General features: G+C 59.1%; 15 protein-coding genes. 7 read left to right on the top strand and 8 right to left on the bottom strand.

Annotated elements, in window-relative coordinates; all coding sequences use genetic code 11:
• The 3 genes from GA0061103_RS25445 to GA0061103_RS25455 all read right to left on the bottom strand — a co-directional run bounded on the left by GA0061103_RS25445 (nt 1) and on the right by GA0061103_RS25455 (nt 1,750).
• On the bottom strand, nt 1-579 hold the full coding sequence (locus GA0061103_RS25445) for a methylenetetrahydrofolate reductase C-terminal domain-containing protein (protein WP_092716094.1): 579 nt from the start codon (nt 577-579) through the stop codon (nt 1-3).
• A complete protein-coding gene (locus GA0061103_RS25450) occupies nt 572-874 on the bottom strand; it encodes a virulence factor (RefSeq protein WP_092716096.1) in 303 nt (100 codons plus the stop codon). The genes GA0061103_RS25445 and GA0061103_RS25450 overlap by 8 nt, the downstream gene beginning before the upstream one ends.
• Nucleotides 875-1,111: 237 nt before the next feature.
• Nucleotides 1,112-1,750, bottom strand: coding sequence for a DUF1638 domain-containing protein (locus tag GA0061103_RS25455; RefSeq protein ID WP_092716098.1), 639 nt, complete (start codon nt 1,748-1,750; stop codon nt 1,112-1,114).
• Between the two features lie 20 nt (nt 1,751-1,770).
• Here GA0061103_RS25455 and GA0061103_RS25460 point away from each other — a divergent pair, with 20 nt between their 5' ends.
• Entirely contained in the window at nt 1,771-1,932 is a 162-nt protein-coding gene (locus GA0061103_RS25460) for an entericidin domain-containing protein (RefSeq protein WP_092716099.1), read from the top strand.
• A 166-nt stretch (nt 1,933-2,098) separates the two neighbouring features.
• Here GA0061103_RS25460 and GA0061103_RS25465 read toward each other — a convergent pair whose 3' ends face one another.
• A complete protein-coding gene (locus tag GA0061103_RS25465) occupies nt 2,099-2,800 on the bottom strand; it encodes a corrinoid protein (protein ID WP_092716495.1) in 702 nt (233 codons plus the stop codon).
• A 260-nt stretch (nt 2,801-3,060) separates the two neighbouring features.
• Here GA0061103_RS25465 and GA0061103_RS25470 point away from each other — a divergent pair, with 260 nt between their 5' ends.
• The 6 genes from GA0061103_RS25470 to glf all read left to right on the top strand — a co-directional run bounded on the left by GA0061103_RS25470 (nt 3,061) and on the right by glf (nt 9,569).
• A complete protein-coding gene (locus GA0061103_RS25470) occupies nt 3,061-4,641 on the top strand; it encodes a trimethylamine methyltransferase family protein (RefSeq protein WP_092716101.1) in 1,581 nt (526 codons plus the stop codon).
• Between the two features lie 101 nt (nt 4,642-4,742).
• Nucleotides 4,743-5,435, top strand: coding sequence for a 4Fe-4S dicluster domain-containing protein (locus tag GA0061103_RS25475; RefSeq protein ID WP_092716102.1), 693 nt, complete (start codon nt 4,743-4,745; stop codon nt 5,433-5,435).
• Between the two features lie 85 nt (nt 5,436-5,520).
• The gene (locus GA0061103_RS25480) at nt 5,521-6,249 is read left to right on the top strand and encodes a phosphodiester glycosidase family protein (RefSeq protein ID WP_208603565.1); all 729 of its coding nucleotides are present in this window, start codon (nt 5,521-5,523) and stop codon (nt 6,247-6,249) included.
• 119 nt (nt 6,250-6,368) lie between these two features.
• Entirely contained in the window at nt 6,369-7,301 is a 933-nt protein-coding gene (locus tag GA0061103_RS25485) for a CgeB family protein (RefSeq protein WP_092716104.1), read from the top strand.
• 81 nt (nt 7,302-7,382) lie between these two features.
• Nucleotides 7,383-8,357 (top strand): hypothetical protein, encoded by a 975-nt coding sequence (locus GA0061103_RS25490; protein ID WP_141694473.1) that lies wholly within the window; start codon nt 7,383-7,385, stop codon nt 8,355-8,357.
• A gap of 36 nt (nt 8,358-8,393) precedes the next feature.
• Nucleotides 8,394-9,569 (top strand): UDP-galactopyranose mutase, encoded by a 1,176-nt coding sequence (gene glf / locus GA0061103_RS25495; RefSeq protein ID WP_208603566.1) that lies wholly within the window; start codon nt 8,394-8,396, stop codon nt 9,567-9,569.
• Nucleotides 9,570-9,671: 102 nt separating this feature from the next.
• On the opposite strand, the gene bmt is transcribed toward glf, so the two are convergent.
• The 4 genes from bmt to GA0061103_RS25515 all read right to left on the bottom strand — a co-directional run bounded on the left by bmt (nt 9,672) and on the right by GA0061103_RS25515 (nt 14,054).
• The gene (bmt, locus tag GA0061103_RS25500; protein ID WP_092716107.1) at nt 9,672-10,685 is read right to left on the bottom strand and encodes a betaine--homocysteine S-methyltransferase; all 1,014 of its coding nucleotides are present in this window, start codon (nt 10,683-10,685) and stop codon (nt 9,672-9,674) included.
• A gap of 165 nt (nt 10,686-10,850) precedes the next feature.
• Complete coding sequence (locus GA0061103_RS25505) at nt 10,851-11,903, bottom strand: quaternary amine ABC transporter ATP-binding protein (protein WP_092716109.1); 1,053 nt, start codon at nt 11,901-11,903, stop codon at nt 10,851-10,853.
• On the bottom strand, nt 11,896-12,807 hold the full coding sequence (locus GA0061103_RS25510; protein WP_092716111.1) for an ABC transporter permease: 912 nt from the start codon (nt 12,805-12,807) through the stop codon (nt 11,896-11,898). Before GA0061103_RS25510 ends, GA0061103_RS25505 begins: the two co-directional genes overlap by 8 nt.
• Before the next feature lie 248 nt (nt 12,808-13,055).
• Nucleotides 13,056-14,054: an ABC transporter substrate-binding protein gene (locus GA0061103_RS25515; protein WP_092716113.1), complete on the bottom strand. Its 999-nt coding sequence runs from the start codon at nt 14,052-14,054 to the stop codon at nt 13,056-13,058.
• Between the last annotated feature and the right edge of the window lie 22 nt (nt 14,055-14,076).

Consider the following 14,076-nt stretch of genomic DNA (forward strand, 5'->3'; position numbering starts at 1 on the left):
TCAGGCTTCCTTTTTCGCCGCTTCGCGGGCTGCGGCGGCCTCCGCCGTGACGCGAAGCCACGAAGATGTTTCGCGCAGCGACTGGTTCACGGGCTTCTGCACGTTGAGGATCGCGTCGCCGTGGGTCATGTTCTGCGAGCCGTTCCAGGCTTGTACCCAAACGCAGGGCATGTCGGGCTCCACCTCGCAATTGCCGTTGGCGCGCACACCGCCGCAGGGGCCGTTGCGCAGCTGCTTGGGACAGTTCATCGGGCAGGACATGCCGGTCGACGACAGAGCGCACTGGCCGCACATACGGCAATCGAACAGGAAGCCCTTCACATTGCGTTCGATGAAGGTGATCGGGCGCTCCACGCGCTCATACCCAAATGCCTTCCACAGCGGATGAAGCAGCAGGAAGGCGTCGGCGAAACGACGATAGAACCATTCCAAGAAGCGCGAGTTGCGCACTGCCCAGAGACGGACGGTATATTTGCGCCGGGCGCGACGATTGGGGGAAACGCCGGCCGGCGTATAGGCGCCGCTGGCTGCCTTGGCCCCCGCTGCGGCATTGCCTGGCTTCTGGACGGTATCAGCCATTGTCGTGGCCTCCGGCCTTTACGAGCGCCACCAGCCGCTCACGATCATAGGCGGCTTCGAGCTCGCCTGCTGCCTTGTCCGCCTCGGCCTCGAGATCGTCGGAAACCGCCACCGGGTCCGCCTTGCGCCATTCAGCCAGATAGTCGTCGGTTTCGGCAGCGCCGGTGCGCATGGCGCACATGTCTATCGCTTCGGTAAAGCGCAGCGAAAGCTCGCGTTTTGCCGTCTGCCTGCCTTTCTTGATAATCACCTGAGCCGGAATATCCCGCCAGTAAACGACAATGCGATCTGCCATGCGCAAAATCTCCTCTTCACGCCAGAATGCACGCGGGTCGACCTCGGGACTGCGCTCGCCACGACGCGGCACATGCCGAAAAGCGACGCGATATCGAAACCTCGCCCGCAAGCATCCTAAACGGCTATTATCCTTTGAAACGGCCGGGTTCGAACTGTGATTGAATGTCTTTGACTCGTCCAGCATGTCGGTCTCGGCAAAGAAGGGGAAGGCCGAAAAGCGACGTAGATGTCGTAATTAGACAGTCAGCAGTTCGCGCGCGAGATCGCCGTAGCCGGTGTAGCGATATTCGTAATCCAGGCCGAGAAAGGCAGCTGCTTCCTTTGCCTTTGCCTGCAGCGCCGGATCTTCCTCCTGCGAGAGATAGACGACCTTGCGGTAATTGCCGAAATACATGTCCCGCAGTTCCGGGTGGCGATCGAGGCCAAGCGGGACCACGACGAAGGCTTCGAACTGACGGGCCAGGAAATCGGTCAGGAAGAACGATGTGATGTCATCGTCGCGCTCTGCGAAGGCTTCGTTGCCCGTAAAGAAGGAATAACAGTGCGGGCCGGAAAGGCGCTCTATTTCCTCCCGCGCGCAGATCCTGTCGATATCGCCGCCGGTGCCGCAATCGGCATAGCCGATGAAGATCTTCTCGAAGCCGCGCGCGCGGGCATCGGCGATTGCCTCTTCGAGCGCCGGTGCGATCTTCTGCGGATAGGAATGATAGATCGCCGGAAGACAGTGAAGATCGATGTGATCGAGCCCGTTTATTCTGGTGACCGCCAGTATTTCGCGCGCGATTGCGCCGCACGCGATTACATGAACCTTCTGCTTTGTTATACGTTTATTGTCCGGAGGGTTCGTCTCCGCATTTTGCCGATCAACATCCATTCCAAAAGGGGCTCCTGATCATGACCGCATCGACAACAAGCAAAATCGCCGCCGCCCTCGCCGTACTCATGGTACTCGCTTCATGCGCCAACACAATTCGCGGCATGGGCAGGGACACGGCCAACGCCGTTAACGCGACGGAAGATGCCGGTCACAAGGTCAAGCGGGCCGTTCAGAACTAAAGCATGCCGCGATCTTTCAAGTTCGCTTCTCGCGCTTTAGGTCTTTGATTTTGCGCATATCGCTATCGCAAAACCGCTGCACACTTTTGCGCGACATGCTCTAATGTGAGATGTGGATCGGCCGGCGACAAGGATTCGACTGTCGCCGGCTTTCAATGCGCGGCGATCAGGCGCCGGCGGCCAGGCTGTTGTGCTTGCGCTTCATGAATTCCTTCGCGGTCTCGACCGCGACGGCGGCATCGCGGCAATAGGCGTCAGCACCGACGGCCTTGCCGAATTCCTCGTTCAGCGGCGCGCCGCCGACGAGTACGACGTAATCGTCGCGCAGGCCCTTTTCCTTCAGCGTATCGATGACGACCTTCATGTAGGGCATGGTCGTGGTCAGCAGCGCCGACATGCCGAGAATGTCTGGCTGTTCGCGCTCGATGGCGTCGAGGTAGTTTTCAACCGGGTTGTTGATGCCGAGATCGATGACGTCGAAACCGGCGCCCTCCATCATCATGCCGACGAGGTTCTTGCCGATGTCGTGAATGTCACCCTTGACGGTGCCGATCACCATCTTGCCGAGCTTCGGTGCGCCGGTCTGTGCCAGCAGCGGCCGCAGGATCGACATGCCGGCCTTCATCGCGTTGGCCGAAAGCAGAACTTCCGGAACGAAAAGAATGCCGTCGCGGAAGTCGATACCGACGATGCGCATGCCTTCGACGAGCGCTTGAGTCAGAACGTCGTAAGGCGCCCAGCCGCGTTCGAGGAGGATATTGGTCGCTTCCTCGATTTCCTCCTTCAATCCGTCATACAGGTCGTCGTGCATCTGCTGCACGAGTTCCTCATCAGAAAGTTCCGCGAGAATGATTTCGTCGTCAGACATGCGCTCCATCCCGTTTTCGTGCGATGCATCAGAGGCTTGTATAAAACACTGCTATTGTTACGGATAGACCCGAACCTCGCCAAAACTCTTTTCGAATGCGACGTCATAGGGATCAATCGCGACGGACGGAAACTGACAATGTCGTCGCTGCCATGTCTGTCCTATGCTAATTGCTGGCGCATTAAGGAACGTCTGCTTGGCGGAATCGGGTAGCATGGGGTCATGATAGACGCATCCATGCGCAGGAGTGAGGAAACATCATGGACGATATGATTGAGCAACCAGCTGCAGGCAATGATGGCGGTGGACGGCGTTCGCGCAGCGAGGGCAGAGGTGCGGCAGCACGGCGCGCATCGCGCAGTGGCGGCGGACCAGGCCCTTCGCTCCCCTATATCACCCGCAAGATCGGCGTCTACGAAGTGCTTGACGAAGAGGGTCTGCAGCTGATCGAGCGCAATGCCGACACCGTTCTCGAAGAAATCGGCATCGAGTTTCGCGACGATGCGGAAGCTCTCGCACTCTGGAAGGAAGCCGGTGCCGACGTGCGCGGCCAGCGTGTGCATTTTCCAAAGGGACTTTGCCGCGAGCTTCTCAAGACCGCGCCGAAGGAATTTACCTGGCATGCGCGCAACAGCGCCCGCAACGCCCATGTCGGCGGCAAGGCGACGATCTTTGCGCCCGTCTACGGCCCGCCTTTCGTCCGCGATCTCGAGGGCAACCGCCGCTATGCCACGATCGAGGATTTCCGCAATTTCGTGAAGCTTGCCTATATGGCGCCGTCGATGCATTCGTCCGGCGGTACGGTGTGCGAGCCCGTCGACATCCCGGTCAACAAGCGCCATCTCGATATGGTCTACAGCCATATCAAATATTCCGACAAACCATTCATGGGATCGGTTACAGCACCTGAGCGTGCTGAAGACACGATCGCCATGGCGAAGATCGTGTTCGGCGATGATTTCGTTGAAAACAATTGTGTGACGCTGAATCTCATCAACGCCAACTCGCCGATGGTGTTCGATGAGACCATGCTCGGCGCCCTGAAGGTCTATGCCCGGCACAATCAGGCCTCGGTCGTTTCTCCCTTCATTCTCTCTGGTGCGATGAGCCCTGTGACGGTTGCCGGCACGCTGACGCAGATTCTTGCCGAGGTGCTGGCCGGTGCCTCCTTCACGCAGCTGATCCGCAAAGGGTCGCCGGTGCTTTACGGCACGTTCGCGGCATCGATCTCGATGCAGTCGGGTGCACCGACCTTCGGCACGCCGGAGCCGTCGCTGGTTTCCTATGGTGCGGCACAGCTTGCCCGTCGCCTCGGCCTGCCGTTCCGTACCGGTGGCTCGCTTTGCGGCTCCAAGATTCCGGATGCGCAGGCGGCGCATGAATCCGCCAATACCCTGAACATGACGCTGCTCGCCGGCACGAATTTCGTGCTGCATGCGGCCGGGTGGCTCGAAGGCGGTCTCGTTTCTTCCTACGAGAAGTTCATGATCGACCAGGATCAGTTGGGCATGATGCAGAAGATGGCGGAGGGTATCGATCTCTCGGAGAATGGCCAGGCGCTCGATGCCATCCGTGAAGTCGGCCCGGGCAGCCACTATCTCGGCTGCGGCCATACGCAGGCGAATTTCCAGTCCGCCTTCTATCGCTCGCCGCTTGCCGACAACAATTCCTTCGAGCAGTGGGAGATCGAAGGCCAGAAGCGCATCGAGCAACGTGCCAACGCGCTTTGCCGCTCCTGGCTCGATCACTACGAAGCGCCACCGCTCGATCCGGCCATCGACGAGGCCCTGCTCGCCTATATCCAGAAGCGCAAGGATTCGATGCCGGACGCCTTCACCTGAAGAGAGCCCGAGGCCGCCAGGGAGCAAGGCGGAGCGACGCGCGTTGCCGACCTGATCCAGAAGGAAGTCTGGCGGCCGCACTACGCATATAAGGGGCCACGGTGAGCCGCGGCCCGCAAATATTCGAACAGCTCCGTGCGACGCTCGGCGTCCACGGAGTTTTCGTTCGTGGCAGCCTGTCATTCAGCGAAGGCGAGGGGCCGCAGCTGAGCGATGGCACAACGGCCCGCAGCGTCATCCTGCTCGGCAATATCGGCGGTTCGATCTGGCCGGCGTTCTCGAAATGGCTGGATATGCCCGTCAACAGGACGCGCAAAAATCCTCTCGACGATTGGTCGAAAGCAATCATCCGACCGGTTGCAAGCGAGTTGGGGGCCACAGCCTATTTTCCCTCGGATCCTCCTTGGCAACCATTCCAGCGGTGGGCCATGCAGGCCAAGGACTTGAAAGCGTCGCCGCTCGGCATCTTGATCCATCCGGAGTATGGCTTGTGGCACGGATATCGCGGCGCGTTGGGATTTACCGAAGCCGTTGATGATGATGTCGTGCAGACATTTTCTCAGCATCCATGCGGTTCATGTGTGGAGAAACCTTGTCTTGCCGCCTGTCCCGTTGGGGCGATAGCGGCAGCCGGCTTCGATGTTCCAGGCTGCCGGTCGCATTTGCGCACGCCGGAAGGACAGGCCGGCTGCATGGCCGGTGGCTGTCTTGCGCGCAATGCCTGTCCGGTCGGGGCCGGCTATCGCTACCCCGCCGAACAGCTTGCATTCCATATGGCTGCACTCCAGCTTTAGATCTCACGCCTTCCTTGTTTCGCCGCATTGCGATGCGTTCTGAAGCCTGTGTTATTCATGCTGGGCCATGCGCTTGATTCGATTGATGATCATCCTTGCCGTTCTTGCCTTTGCCGCCACCGCATCGGCCGGCGAAGCCTGCCGGAAGGTCCAACATCTCGGGGACGGCTATACGGTCTGCACTTTCGATGCGCTCAGCGACGACATTCAGATTTTCCAGAACGATCGCAGCGGCAAGCCTTATGGCTCTTTCCGCGCCCTGGAAAATGATCTGCGTCAGGATCGCATCTATGTGCGCTTCGCCATGAATGGCGGCATGTATCTCGACGACCAGTCTCCTGTGGGTCTCTTTGTCGAGAACGGACGTGAGGTAAAGGCGATCAACACCAACAAGGGGTGGGGTAACTTCCATCTCCTGCCGAATGGGGTCTTCTATCTCGGATCGGGCAAGGCCGGGATCATGGAAAGCAAGGCCTTCGCTACATCCGGCATCAAACCTTTTTACGCAACCCAGTCCGGCCCGATGCTGGTCATCGGCGGCAAGCTCCATCCGTCATTTCTGGCGGACAGTCCGAGCCTGAAGACACGAAACGGCGTTGGCGTTACCGCTGACGGCAAGGTCATCTTCGCTATTTCCAATGGCGCGGTGCGCTTCCACGACTTTGCGACGCTGTTTCGCGACGAGTTGAAATGTCCGAATGCGCTATTTCTCGATGGCAGCATCTCCAGTCTCGATATCCCGGAATGGCAAAGGCGAGACAGCCTGTTTCCGCTCGGGCCGATCATTGCGGTGACGGAAATGCTGCCGGGCTAGGGCAGCTTCATATACAGGCACGAACGCCTTCCCAAAGCTCTCCGCCTCGCAAGGTTTGAGCAAGGCCCATCGCGCAGTTTCTAAGCGTGGGTTCCGGCGAGTCTTTGAGAAGGATCAATATGCACGCGCAGGCGGAGAAACAGATTGTCGCATCGCATGGCGCGGAACACGCCCTGCCAGCCTTTCCTTTCGGCTGGGAGCATCACAAGGATCGGCACTGCATTTGGATCGTGAGCCCAGAGGGCTACATTCACAGCCGTGCTTTCGAGGATGTTGCCCTCGGTCTTCACTACGCCTTTGCCGAACTTGGCGGCAGTGCACCTCTGGTTACCGATCCGCGAGACTGGAACGGACGGGTGCCGATCGTTTACGGCGCAAATTTGCTGCCGTCGGTCGCGGCGCAATGGCTGCCACCCGAGAGCATCATCGTGAATATGGAGCAGGTCTCGGCTGAAAGCAGCTGGATCAATCATCGGTATCTCGGACTGCTCAAGAAATTCGCCGTGCTCGATTACAGCGAGCGTAATCGCCAGGGACTAGCCAGGTTCGGCATCCCCGCCGAAATTCTCGATGTGGGATACAACAGGTACCTGACGCGTGTGCCCCAAGCGCCGGTGAAGGATATCGACGTTCTCTTTTACGGCTCGGTCAACGAGCGCCGCAAGAATGTGCTGGTGGCGCTGCAAGCAAGTGGGCTGAACCTCGTTCACCTTTTCGGTGTCTACGGCACCGAGCGCGACGCCTTCATCGGGCGCTCCAAAATCGTTCTCAACGTGCATCATTTCGACGCCGCGATCTTCGAGATTTGCCGCGTTTCCTTCCTGCTTGCCAATGGCGCTTGCGTCGTCAGCGAAGGCAATATCCATGACCCGGAAGTGGCCGCTTTTGCCGAGGGAATGGCGTTTTGCAATTATGATCGGCTCGTCGAAACCTGCATCGAACTCGTTCGCGACGACGAGAGGCGGTCGGCAATTGCAAGCCGCGGCTTCGGCATGATGTGCGAGCGCCAGCAAGCGGCCATCCTTTCCGCTTTGATGGCGAGGGGCGGCTAGGTTTTTCAAAGCATTTTGGCGTCGAACTGGATGCCTGCGGCAGCTGGATCGGCAAACGATATGTGAAGGCGGATTGCGACTATGACTGGAAATGAAACGATCTACATCCTCTGCCCACCCAATCATATGACGGGCGGCCCGGAAGCCCTTCACCAGCTTTGCGCACGGTTGACCAAAATCGGGCGCATCGCCAGAATGGTCTATACCAACGGTTCCGATCACTCCCTGATGCCATCCCCTGAGGGGGAAACCGCGATGGTATTTCGGGAATACGAGAATGCCGTCCATCCGCAATATCGGGCCTACGCGACCGAAAGCTCGGACTACATTATCGACAACGAAAACGCGATCGTGGTGTTTCCGGAGATATGGCCGCATCTGATTCCACTCTTCAAGAAGGCGGCGAAGGCCTATTGGTGGCTGAGTTTCGATTATGGCATGCGGCATCTGATGCCGTTGGGCGGCGTACCGTTCCTTCTGGAGAACGGCTGCAAGATGTTGTCGCAATCCTCTTATGCCACGGCACAGCTCAGTATTTTGGGCTTCAGCGATGTCTTGCGGATTTCGGATTTTACCACGCTGGCAAACAACGTGGCGCCACAGCCGATTCAGCAGCGGCGCGATCTGGTTCTGTTCAACAACAAGGCCGAGGCTTTCGGGCGCCAACTGGCGACCATGTGTCCGCAATATGAATTCAAGATCCTGAGCAACATGTCGCCGGCTGAAGTCCATCACAACATGGCGCAAGCCAAGGTTTACGTCGACTTCGGCCCGCATGCCGGCAAGGATCGCATGCCGCGAGAAGCAGCGCTGCTCGGATGCTGCGTGATCACCGGCCGGAACGGCTCGTCCAACAGTTTCGAGGATTTGCCCATTCCGGCCAAATACAAGTTCGGCAATCATCCCCAGCGAACGCACGAGATTTCAAGAGCGATCGATGACGTGATCCAGAATTTCCAGGAGAGATTCGAGGATTTCGGTGTCTATCGGCGCTCCATTGCCGTCGAAGAGACAAAGTTCGAATTGGAGGTCTTCAGTGTATTCGGGCAGGTCTGATCGAAGGCTCGTGGCGAGAGGATCGGTCTCGCTATCATGATCAATTTCGCCGATGTTGACTTGCTTGTGGTTGGCGCCGGCTTTTACGGCGCGACGATTGCGGAGCGGGTCGCGAATGAGCTCCAGAAGAACGTGCTTCTAGTCGACCGGCGCAGCCATATTGGCGGCAATGCCTATAGCGAGTTCGACGGTGAGACGGGGATCGAGGTTCACCGCTACGGCGCGCATCTCTTCCATACGCCGAACGAATTGGTCTGGACCTATCTCAACAGATTTACCGCTTTCACCGACTACAAGCATCGTGTCTATTCGACCTACCGCGATCAGGTCTATTCGATGCCGATCAATCTCGGCACGATCTCGCAGTTCTTCAATCGGCGTCTTTCTCCAGCTGATGCAAAGGCATTGATTGCCGAGCAGGCGGCTGAGATGGCAGATCGTCATCCGGCCAATCTGGAAGAGAAGGCGATTTCGCTGATCGGCCGGCCCTTGTACGAGGCGTTCATCCGCGGCTATACGGCCAAGCAGTGGCAGACGGACCCGCGCGATCTGCCTGAGCACATCATCACGCGCCTGCCGGTCCGCTACACCTTCGACAATCGCTACTTCAACGACAAGTATGAAGGCTTGCCGGTCGACGGCTACACAGCGATCTTCGAGAGGATGCTGAAGCATCCGAAGATCCAGATCGCTCTCGGTGTCGATTTCTTTTCGCTGAAATCCTCGCTGCCGGCTGGTCTTCCCATCATCTATACCGGGCCGATCGACCGCTACTTCGATTACTCTGAGGGTGAGCTGGGGTGGCGTACCATCGACTTCGAGAAGGAGACGCTGAATACCGGCGATTTCCAGGGGATGGCGGTCATGAACTATGCCGACGAAGCGATCCCCTACACGCGTATCCTCGAGTTTCGCCACTTCAATCCAGAGCGCAACTATCAGAATGAGAAGACGGTCGTGGTGCGGGAATATTCGCGCTCGGCAAAGCGTGCAGATGAGCCTTACTATCCGATCGATACGCGTCAGGATAAGGAAATCTTTCTGCGCTATCGCGAGCGCGCCGAGGCGGAGACCAATGTCCATTTCGGAGGACGGCTTGGAACCTACCGTTATCTCGACATGCACCAGGCAATCGGCGCGGCCTTGAAGGCGTTCGAGAGCCGTATCGTCCCGCATTTCACCGAGGGACGCGCGATCGGCGGTGAGAAATAGGCGGCCGCAGTCGGTACGCACGAAAATAACGCCTACCAAACCACGCAGTAAGAATATCGAATTTGAAGAGGAAGCCCGGTTGTCGGGCTTCCTTTTAATTTCTTAGGATCGTCTGCGGCGTTCGCGTGCCGGAACTGTGCCGCCTTCGTTGGCGGTCTTGTTGCGCAGGGGGCCGATCCGTTCGATGATCGTTTCCAGTGTCGGGCGAGGGCCAGGTGTGTAGTTATCCAGCGCCTCTCGCATGGCGGCGAGGTGGCCGCAGGAGGTGCCGCAGCAGCCGCCGATGATCTTGGCGCCGGCGTCGCGTGCGAGACGGGCATAGTCAGCCATCAGCGGCGGCGTGCCGGAATAATGGATCTCGGCGCCGCGATACTCGGGAATGCCGCAATTGCCCTTGACGATTACGATCGCGGCAGCATCTGCCTCGGTCATGTCGAGAAGGCTGGAGAGGATGTCAGAAGCGCCGACGCCGCAATTGGCGCCGACAGCGAGCGGGCCGGCGCCGATGTCGGTGGCGATGGCATGAATGTCCTTCGGATGCAGGCCCATCATCGTCTTGCCGGCCGTATCGAACGAGCCGGTATAGGTGTAGGGCAGGCCGACCTTGGCGGCGGCTTCGGCAGCAGCCCGGATTTCCTCCGGCGACGACATGGTTTCGATCCAGGCGACATCGGCGCCGCCGGCCTGCAGGCCTTCGATCTGCTCGACGAAGGCGGCAACGGCATCTTCATAGGTCAGGGCGCCGAGCGGCATCAGCAATTCGCCCGTCGGCCCGACGGAGCCGCCGACGATGACCTTGCGGCCGGCCTTGTCGGCTACGGCGCGGGCGATCTCGGCTGCCGTCTTGTTGAGGCTGTGGACGCGATCCTGCGCATGGTGGAGTTTCAGGCGATGGCGCGTGCCGCCGAAGGTGTTGGTGAGGATGATGTCGGCGCCGGCATCGACGAAATCCTGATGCAGCTTCGTGATCCGGTCCGGATGCTGTTCGTTCCAGAGCTCGGGGGCTTCACCGGCCTCAAGGCCCATGGCGAAGAGGTTGGTGCCCGTTGCGCCGTCGGCAAGCAGTACGCCCTTTTCGGCAAGAAGATCGGTCAGGGGATTGATGGCGACGGTCATGGTGCGTCCTCGGATATGTCTGATGTTCGGATATCAAATGCAGATATAAACATTTCTTTATGTGAACACAACGACAAGATGGCTGCCCATATGTCGACGCGGCAATGGCGGCAGAAAAAAGCGCCCCGGAGAGGGCGCTCTACCGTTTGGGATGAAGATCAGCCGTCAGGCTGCCGCCATCTGTGCCGTCTCGTGCGATGTCGGCGTGACCATGGCGGCGATGATGCTTTGCAGGTCAATCGTGCCGATAGGCTTGCCGCCGGCATCGGTGACGACTGCGCCTGTCTGGCCCGCTTCGGTGATCTGCTTGGCGGCGACTTCCAGTGTCATGTCGCCGGGGACGCGTGTCCCGCTTGGCTCGCCGGCCAGCGGCTTCATGATCGTTTGAGCCTGGATGACGCGACCGCGGTTCACCTCCTTGACGAAGGCGGTGATATAGTCGTCGGCGGGTTGCAGCACGATCTGCTGACCGGTTCCCTGCTGTACGACCTTGCCGTCGCGCAGGATGGCGATCTTGTCGCCGAGGCGCAGCGCCTCGTCGAGATCGTGCGTGATGAAGACGACGGTCTTCTTCAGCTCCTTCTGCAGATCGAGCAGGACGGTCTGCATGTCCACGCGGATCAGCGGATCGAGCGCCGAATAGGCTTCGTCCATCAGCAGGATGTCGGCATCGTTGGTCAGAGCGCGGGCAAGGCCGACACGCTGCTGCATGCCGCCGGAAAGCTGGTTTGGAAAATGCCGTTCGAAGCCCTTGAGCCCGACACGCTCGATCCAGTACTGGCCCTTCTTCTCGCTTTCAGAGCGCGGCACGCCCTGGATATCCAGGCCGTAGATCGTGTTCTCGATGACGGTGCGGTGCGGCAGTAGCGCGAATTTCTGGAACACCATCGCCGTCTTGTGGCGACGGAATTCGCGCAGGTCGTTTTCGCTCATCTTGCAGACGTCGACGCCGTCATAGAGCACTTCGCCGACGGTTGGCTCGATCAGCCGGTTGATGTGGCGGATCAAGGTCGATTTGCCCGAGCCGGAGAGGCCCATGACGACGGTGATGGCGCCGGCCGGCATATCGATGTTGATATCCTGCAGGCCGAGCACGTGACCGTGCGTTTCATTGAGCTCGGCCTTGCCCAAGCCATTCTTGACCTGATCGATATAATCGCGTCCGCGAGGACCGAAAATCTTGTACAGGCTTTTGATCTGGATCGCGTGACTAGCCATGGATGACCTCCGAGTGCTTCTGGAGCCGTCTGCCATAGGCCTGGCTCGTGCGGTCGAAAATGATGGCAATGGCGACCAGCGCGAAACCGTTGAGGAAGCCGACGGTGAAGAACTGGTTGTTGATCGCCTGCAGCGTGTTCTTGCCGAGCCCGCCGACGCCGACCATGGAGGCGACGACGACCATGGCGAGCGACATCATGATGGTCTGGTTGATGCCGGCCATGATGGTGGGCAGGGCAAGCGGGATCTGCACGTTGAAGAGTTTCTGGCGATGCGATGAGCCGAAGGCGTCGGCGGCTTCCAGCACCTCCTTGTCCACGAGGCGGATGCCGAGATTGGTCAAACGGATCATCGGCGGAACGGCATAGATGACGACGGCGATGAGGCCCGGCACCTTGCCGATGCCGAAGATGACGACGACGGGAATGAGATAGACGAAGCTCGGCATGGTCTGCATGACGTCGAGGATCGGATTGACGATCGACTGCAGCCGGTCTGAGCGCGCCATCAGGATACCGATCGGCAGGCCGATGACGATGGCGATGAGCGTACAGACCGTTACCATCGCGAGCGTGACCATCGTATCGGTCCAGAGGCCGAAGACGCCGATGAGGATCATGGAAATCGCGGTGCCGGCGACAATTTTAAGGTTGCGGCTGGCGGCATAAACGACGAGCATCATAGCGACGAGTATGATGAACCAGGGCGTGTTGGTGAAAACCCATTCGAGATAGTTCAGAAACCATTGCAGCGGTTGCACGATGGCGTCGATGAGGTTGCCGTAGGCGCGTACGGACGCCCTGAAGCCATCATCGATGTTCTTGCGTGCGAGACGTATGATCGACTCGTCTATTGCCGGAAAGTTGCAAAGCACATTCGGCAGGATCGTACACTGGATAGCCATGTATTTCCCCTTCTTAGTCCGGTTCTGTCCCGCTGCGCTCGTGTGGCCTTCACATGCGGATGGCATTGCAGCGCTGCGACCGGTTCTTCAGGCTGCCCCTGAATTCTTACTACATTCGCCGCCGTCAATCTGCACTCGTTGCGACCTTGCGCCATGTCGCTCTGTCGGTATGAGCGTCATACCGATTGCGGCGCGCGAATGTGAAATCGGCGGCAGGCACGAGGCCGCCGCCGATTCTGCAGCACGGATTAGAGCGAGGCCTTGACCTTGGTGGCGACGTCCGGGGCAACCCACTTGGTCCACATGTCGGGGTAGGTCTTGAGGAAGTACTTGGCGCCGTCCTCGTTGGTACCCTGATTGTCGGTCATCCAGGCGAGAACCTTGCCGACGGTGGCGTTATCCCACTTGCGGGTCTTCATGTAGTCCATGGCGATGCCGGCCTTTGCCGCAAAGTCCTTGGTCACAACCGTATAGACGTCCGAAACCGGATAGGAGTTCACCTTCGGATTGGCGCAGTCCTGGATCGCAGTGCAGGCGTCCCATTCCTTCTTGTCATGCGGCACGTTGAAGCTCAGGCGCACCATGTCGTACTTGCCGAGGATGGCGGTCGGTGCCCAGTAGTAGCCGAGCCAGCCGGTCTTCTTTTCGAAGGCGTTGGCGATCGAGCCGTCGAGACCTGCCGCCGAACCGGTATCGACCAGCGTGAAGCCGAGCTTCTCAGCGCCGAGGGCCTTGTAGAGATTGGCGGTCGAGATCTGGCAGTTCCAGCCGGCCGGGCAGTTATATACCGCGCCCTTGGAAGAATCTTCCGGGGCAGGGAAGAGTTCCGGATGCTTCAGCGCGTCCTGAACGGTCTTGATATCCGGATGAGCGTCGGCAAGGAATTTCGGAATCCACCAGCCTTCCACGCCGCCATCGCTCAAGAGCGGCGCCGCCTCGATCAGGCGGCCTTCGGAAACGGCCTTGTCGAGCGCGGTGCGCACGGCGTTGACCCAAAGTTCGGGCGCAACGTCAGGCTGCGCCTTTTCATCCATGGAGGTGAAGGTTGGCTGTGTGTCGCCGGTCACCAGAGTGACGTTACAGCCATAACCGTTCTGCAGGATGATCTTGTCGACCTGGGCGGCAACGCCTGCCGATGCCCAGTTCATTTCAGCGATGGATACGCTGCCGCAATCCGCGGCCTGCGCCGAGCCAGCCAAAGCATAGGCGCCGAATGCGAAAATGGCTGAAGCGAGAAGCTTCTTCATTGATATCGTCTCCCAATTTTTC

It is taken from the genome of Martinezella multihospitum (assembly GCF_900094585.1).
GTDB lineage: Bacteria > Pseudomonadota > Alphaproteobacteria > Rhizobiales > Rhizobiaceae > Rhizobium > Rhizobium multihospitium.

Excerpts from the sequence above, each read along its gene's own strand:
- GA0061103_RS25515 (WP_092716113.1), bottom strand. The coding sequence starts at position 14,054 with ATGAAGAAGCTTCTCGCTTCAGCCATTTTCGCATTCGGCGCCTATGCT.
- GA0061103_RS25470 (WP_092716101.1), top strand. The coding sequence starts at position 3,061 with ATGGACGATATGATTGAGCAACCAGCTGCAGGCAATGATGGCGGTGGA.
- bmt (WP_092716107.1), bottom strand. The coding sequence starts at position 10,685 with ATGACCGTCGCCATCAATCCCCTGACCGATCTTCTTGCCGAAAAGGGC.
- GA0061103_RS25510 (WP_092716111.1), bottom strand. The coding sequence starts at position 12,807 with ATGGCTATCCAGTGTACGATCCTGCCGAATGTGCTTTGCAACTTTCCG.
- GA0061103_RS25455 (WP_092716098.1), bottom strand. The coding sequence starts at position 1,750 with ATGGATGTTGATCGGCAAAATGCGGAGACGAACCCTCCGGACAATAAA.
- GA0061103_RS25490 (WP_141694473.1), top strand. The coding sequence starts at position 7,383 with ATGACTGGAAATGAAACGATCTACATCCTCTGCCCACCCAATCATATG.
- glf (WP_208603566.1), top strand. The coding sequence starts at position 8,394 with ATGATCAATTTCGCCGATGTTGACTTGCTTGTGGTTGGCGCCGGCTTT.
- GA0061103_RS25460 (WP_092716099.1), top strand. The coding sequence starts at position 1,771 with ATGACCGCATCGACAACAAGCAAAATCGCCGCCGCCCTCGCCGTACTC.
- GA0061103_RS25465 (WP_092716495.1), bottom strand. The coding sequence starts at position 2,800 with ATGTCTGACGACGAAATCATTCTCGCGGAACTTTCTGATGAGGAACTC.
- GA0061103_RS25485 (WP_092716104.1), top strand. The coding sequence starts at position 6,369 with ATGCACGCGCAGGCGGAGAAACAGATTGTCGCATCGCATGGCGCGGAA.
- GA0061103_RS25480 (WP_208603565.1), top strand. The coding sequence starts at position 5,521 with ATGATCATCCTTGCCGTTCTTGCCTTTGCCGCCACCGCATCGGCCGGC.
- GA0061103_RS25505 (WP_092716109.1), bottom strand. The coding sequence starts at position 11,903 with ATGGCTAGTCACGCGATCCAGATCAAAAGCCTGTACAAGATTTTCGGT.
- GA0061103_RS25445 (WP_092716094.1), bottom strand. The coding sequence starts at position 579 with ATGGCTGATACCGTCCAGAAGCCAGGCAATGCCGCAGCGGGGGCCAAG.
- GA0061103_RS25450 (WP_092716096.1), bottom strand. The coding sequence starts at position 874 with ATGGCAGATCGCATTGTCGTTTACTGGCGGGATATTCCGGCTCAGGTG.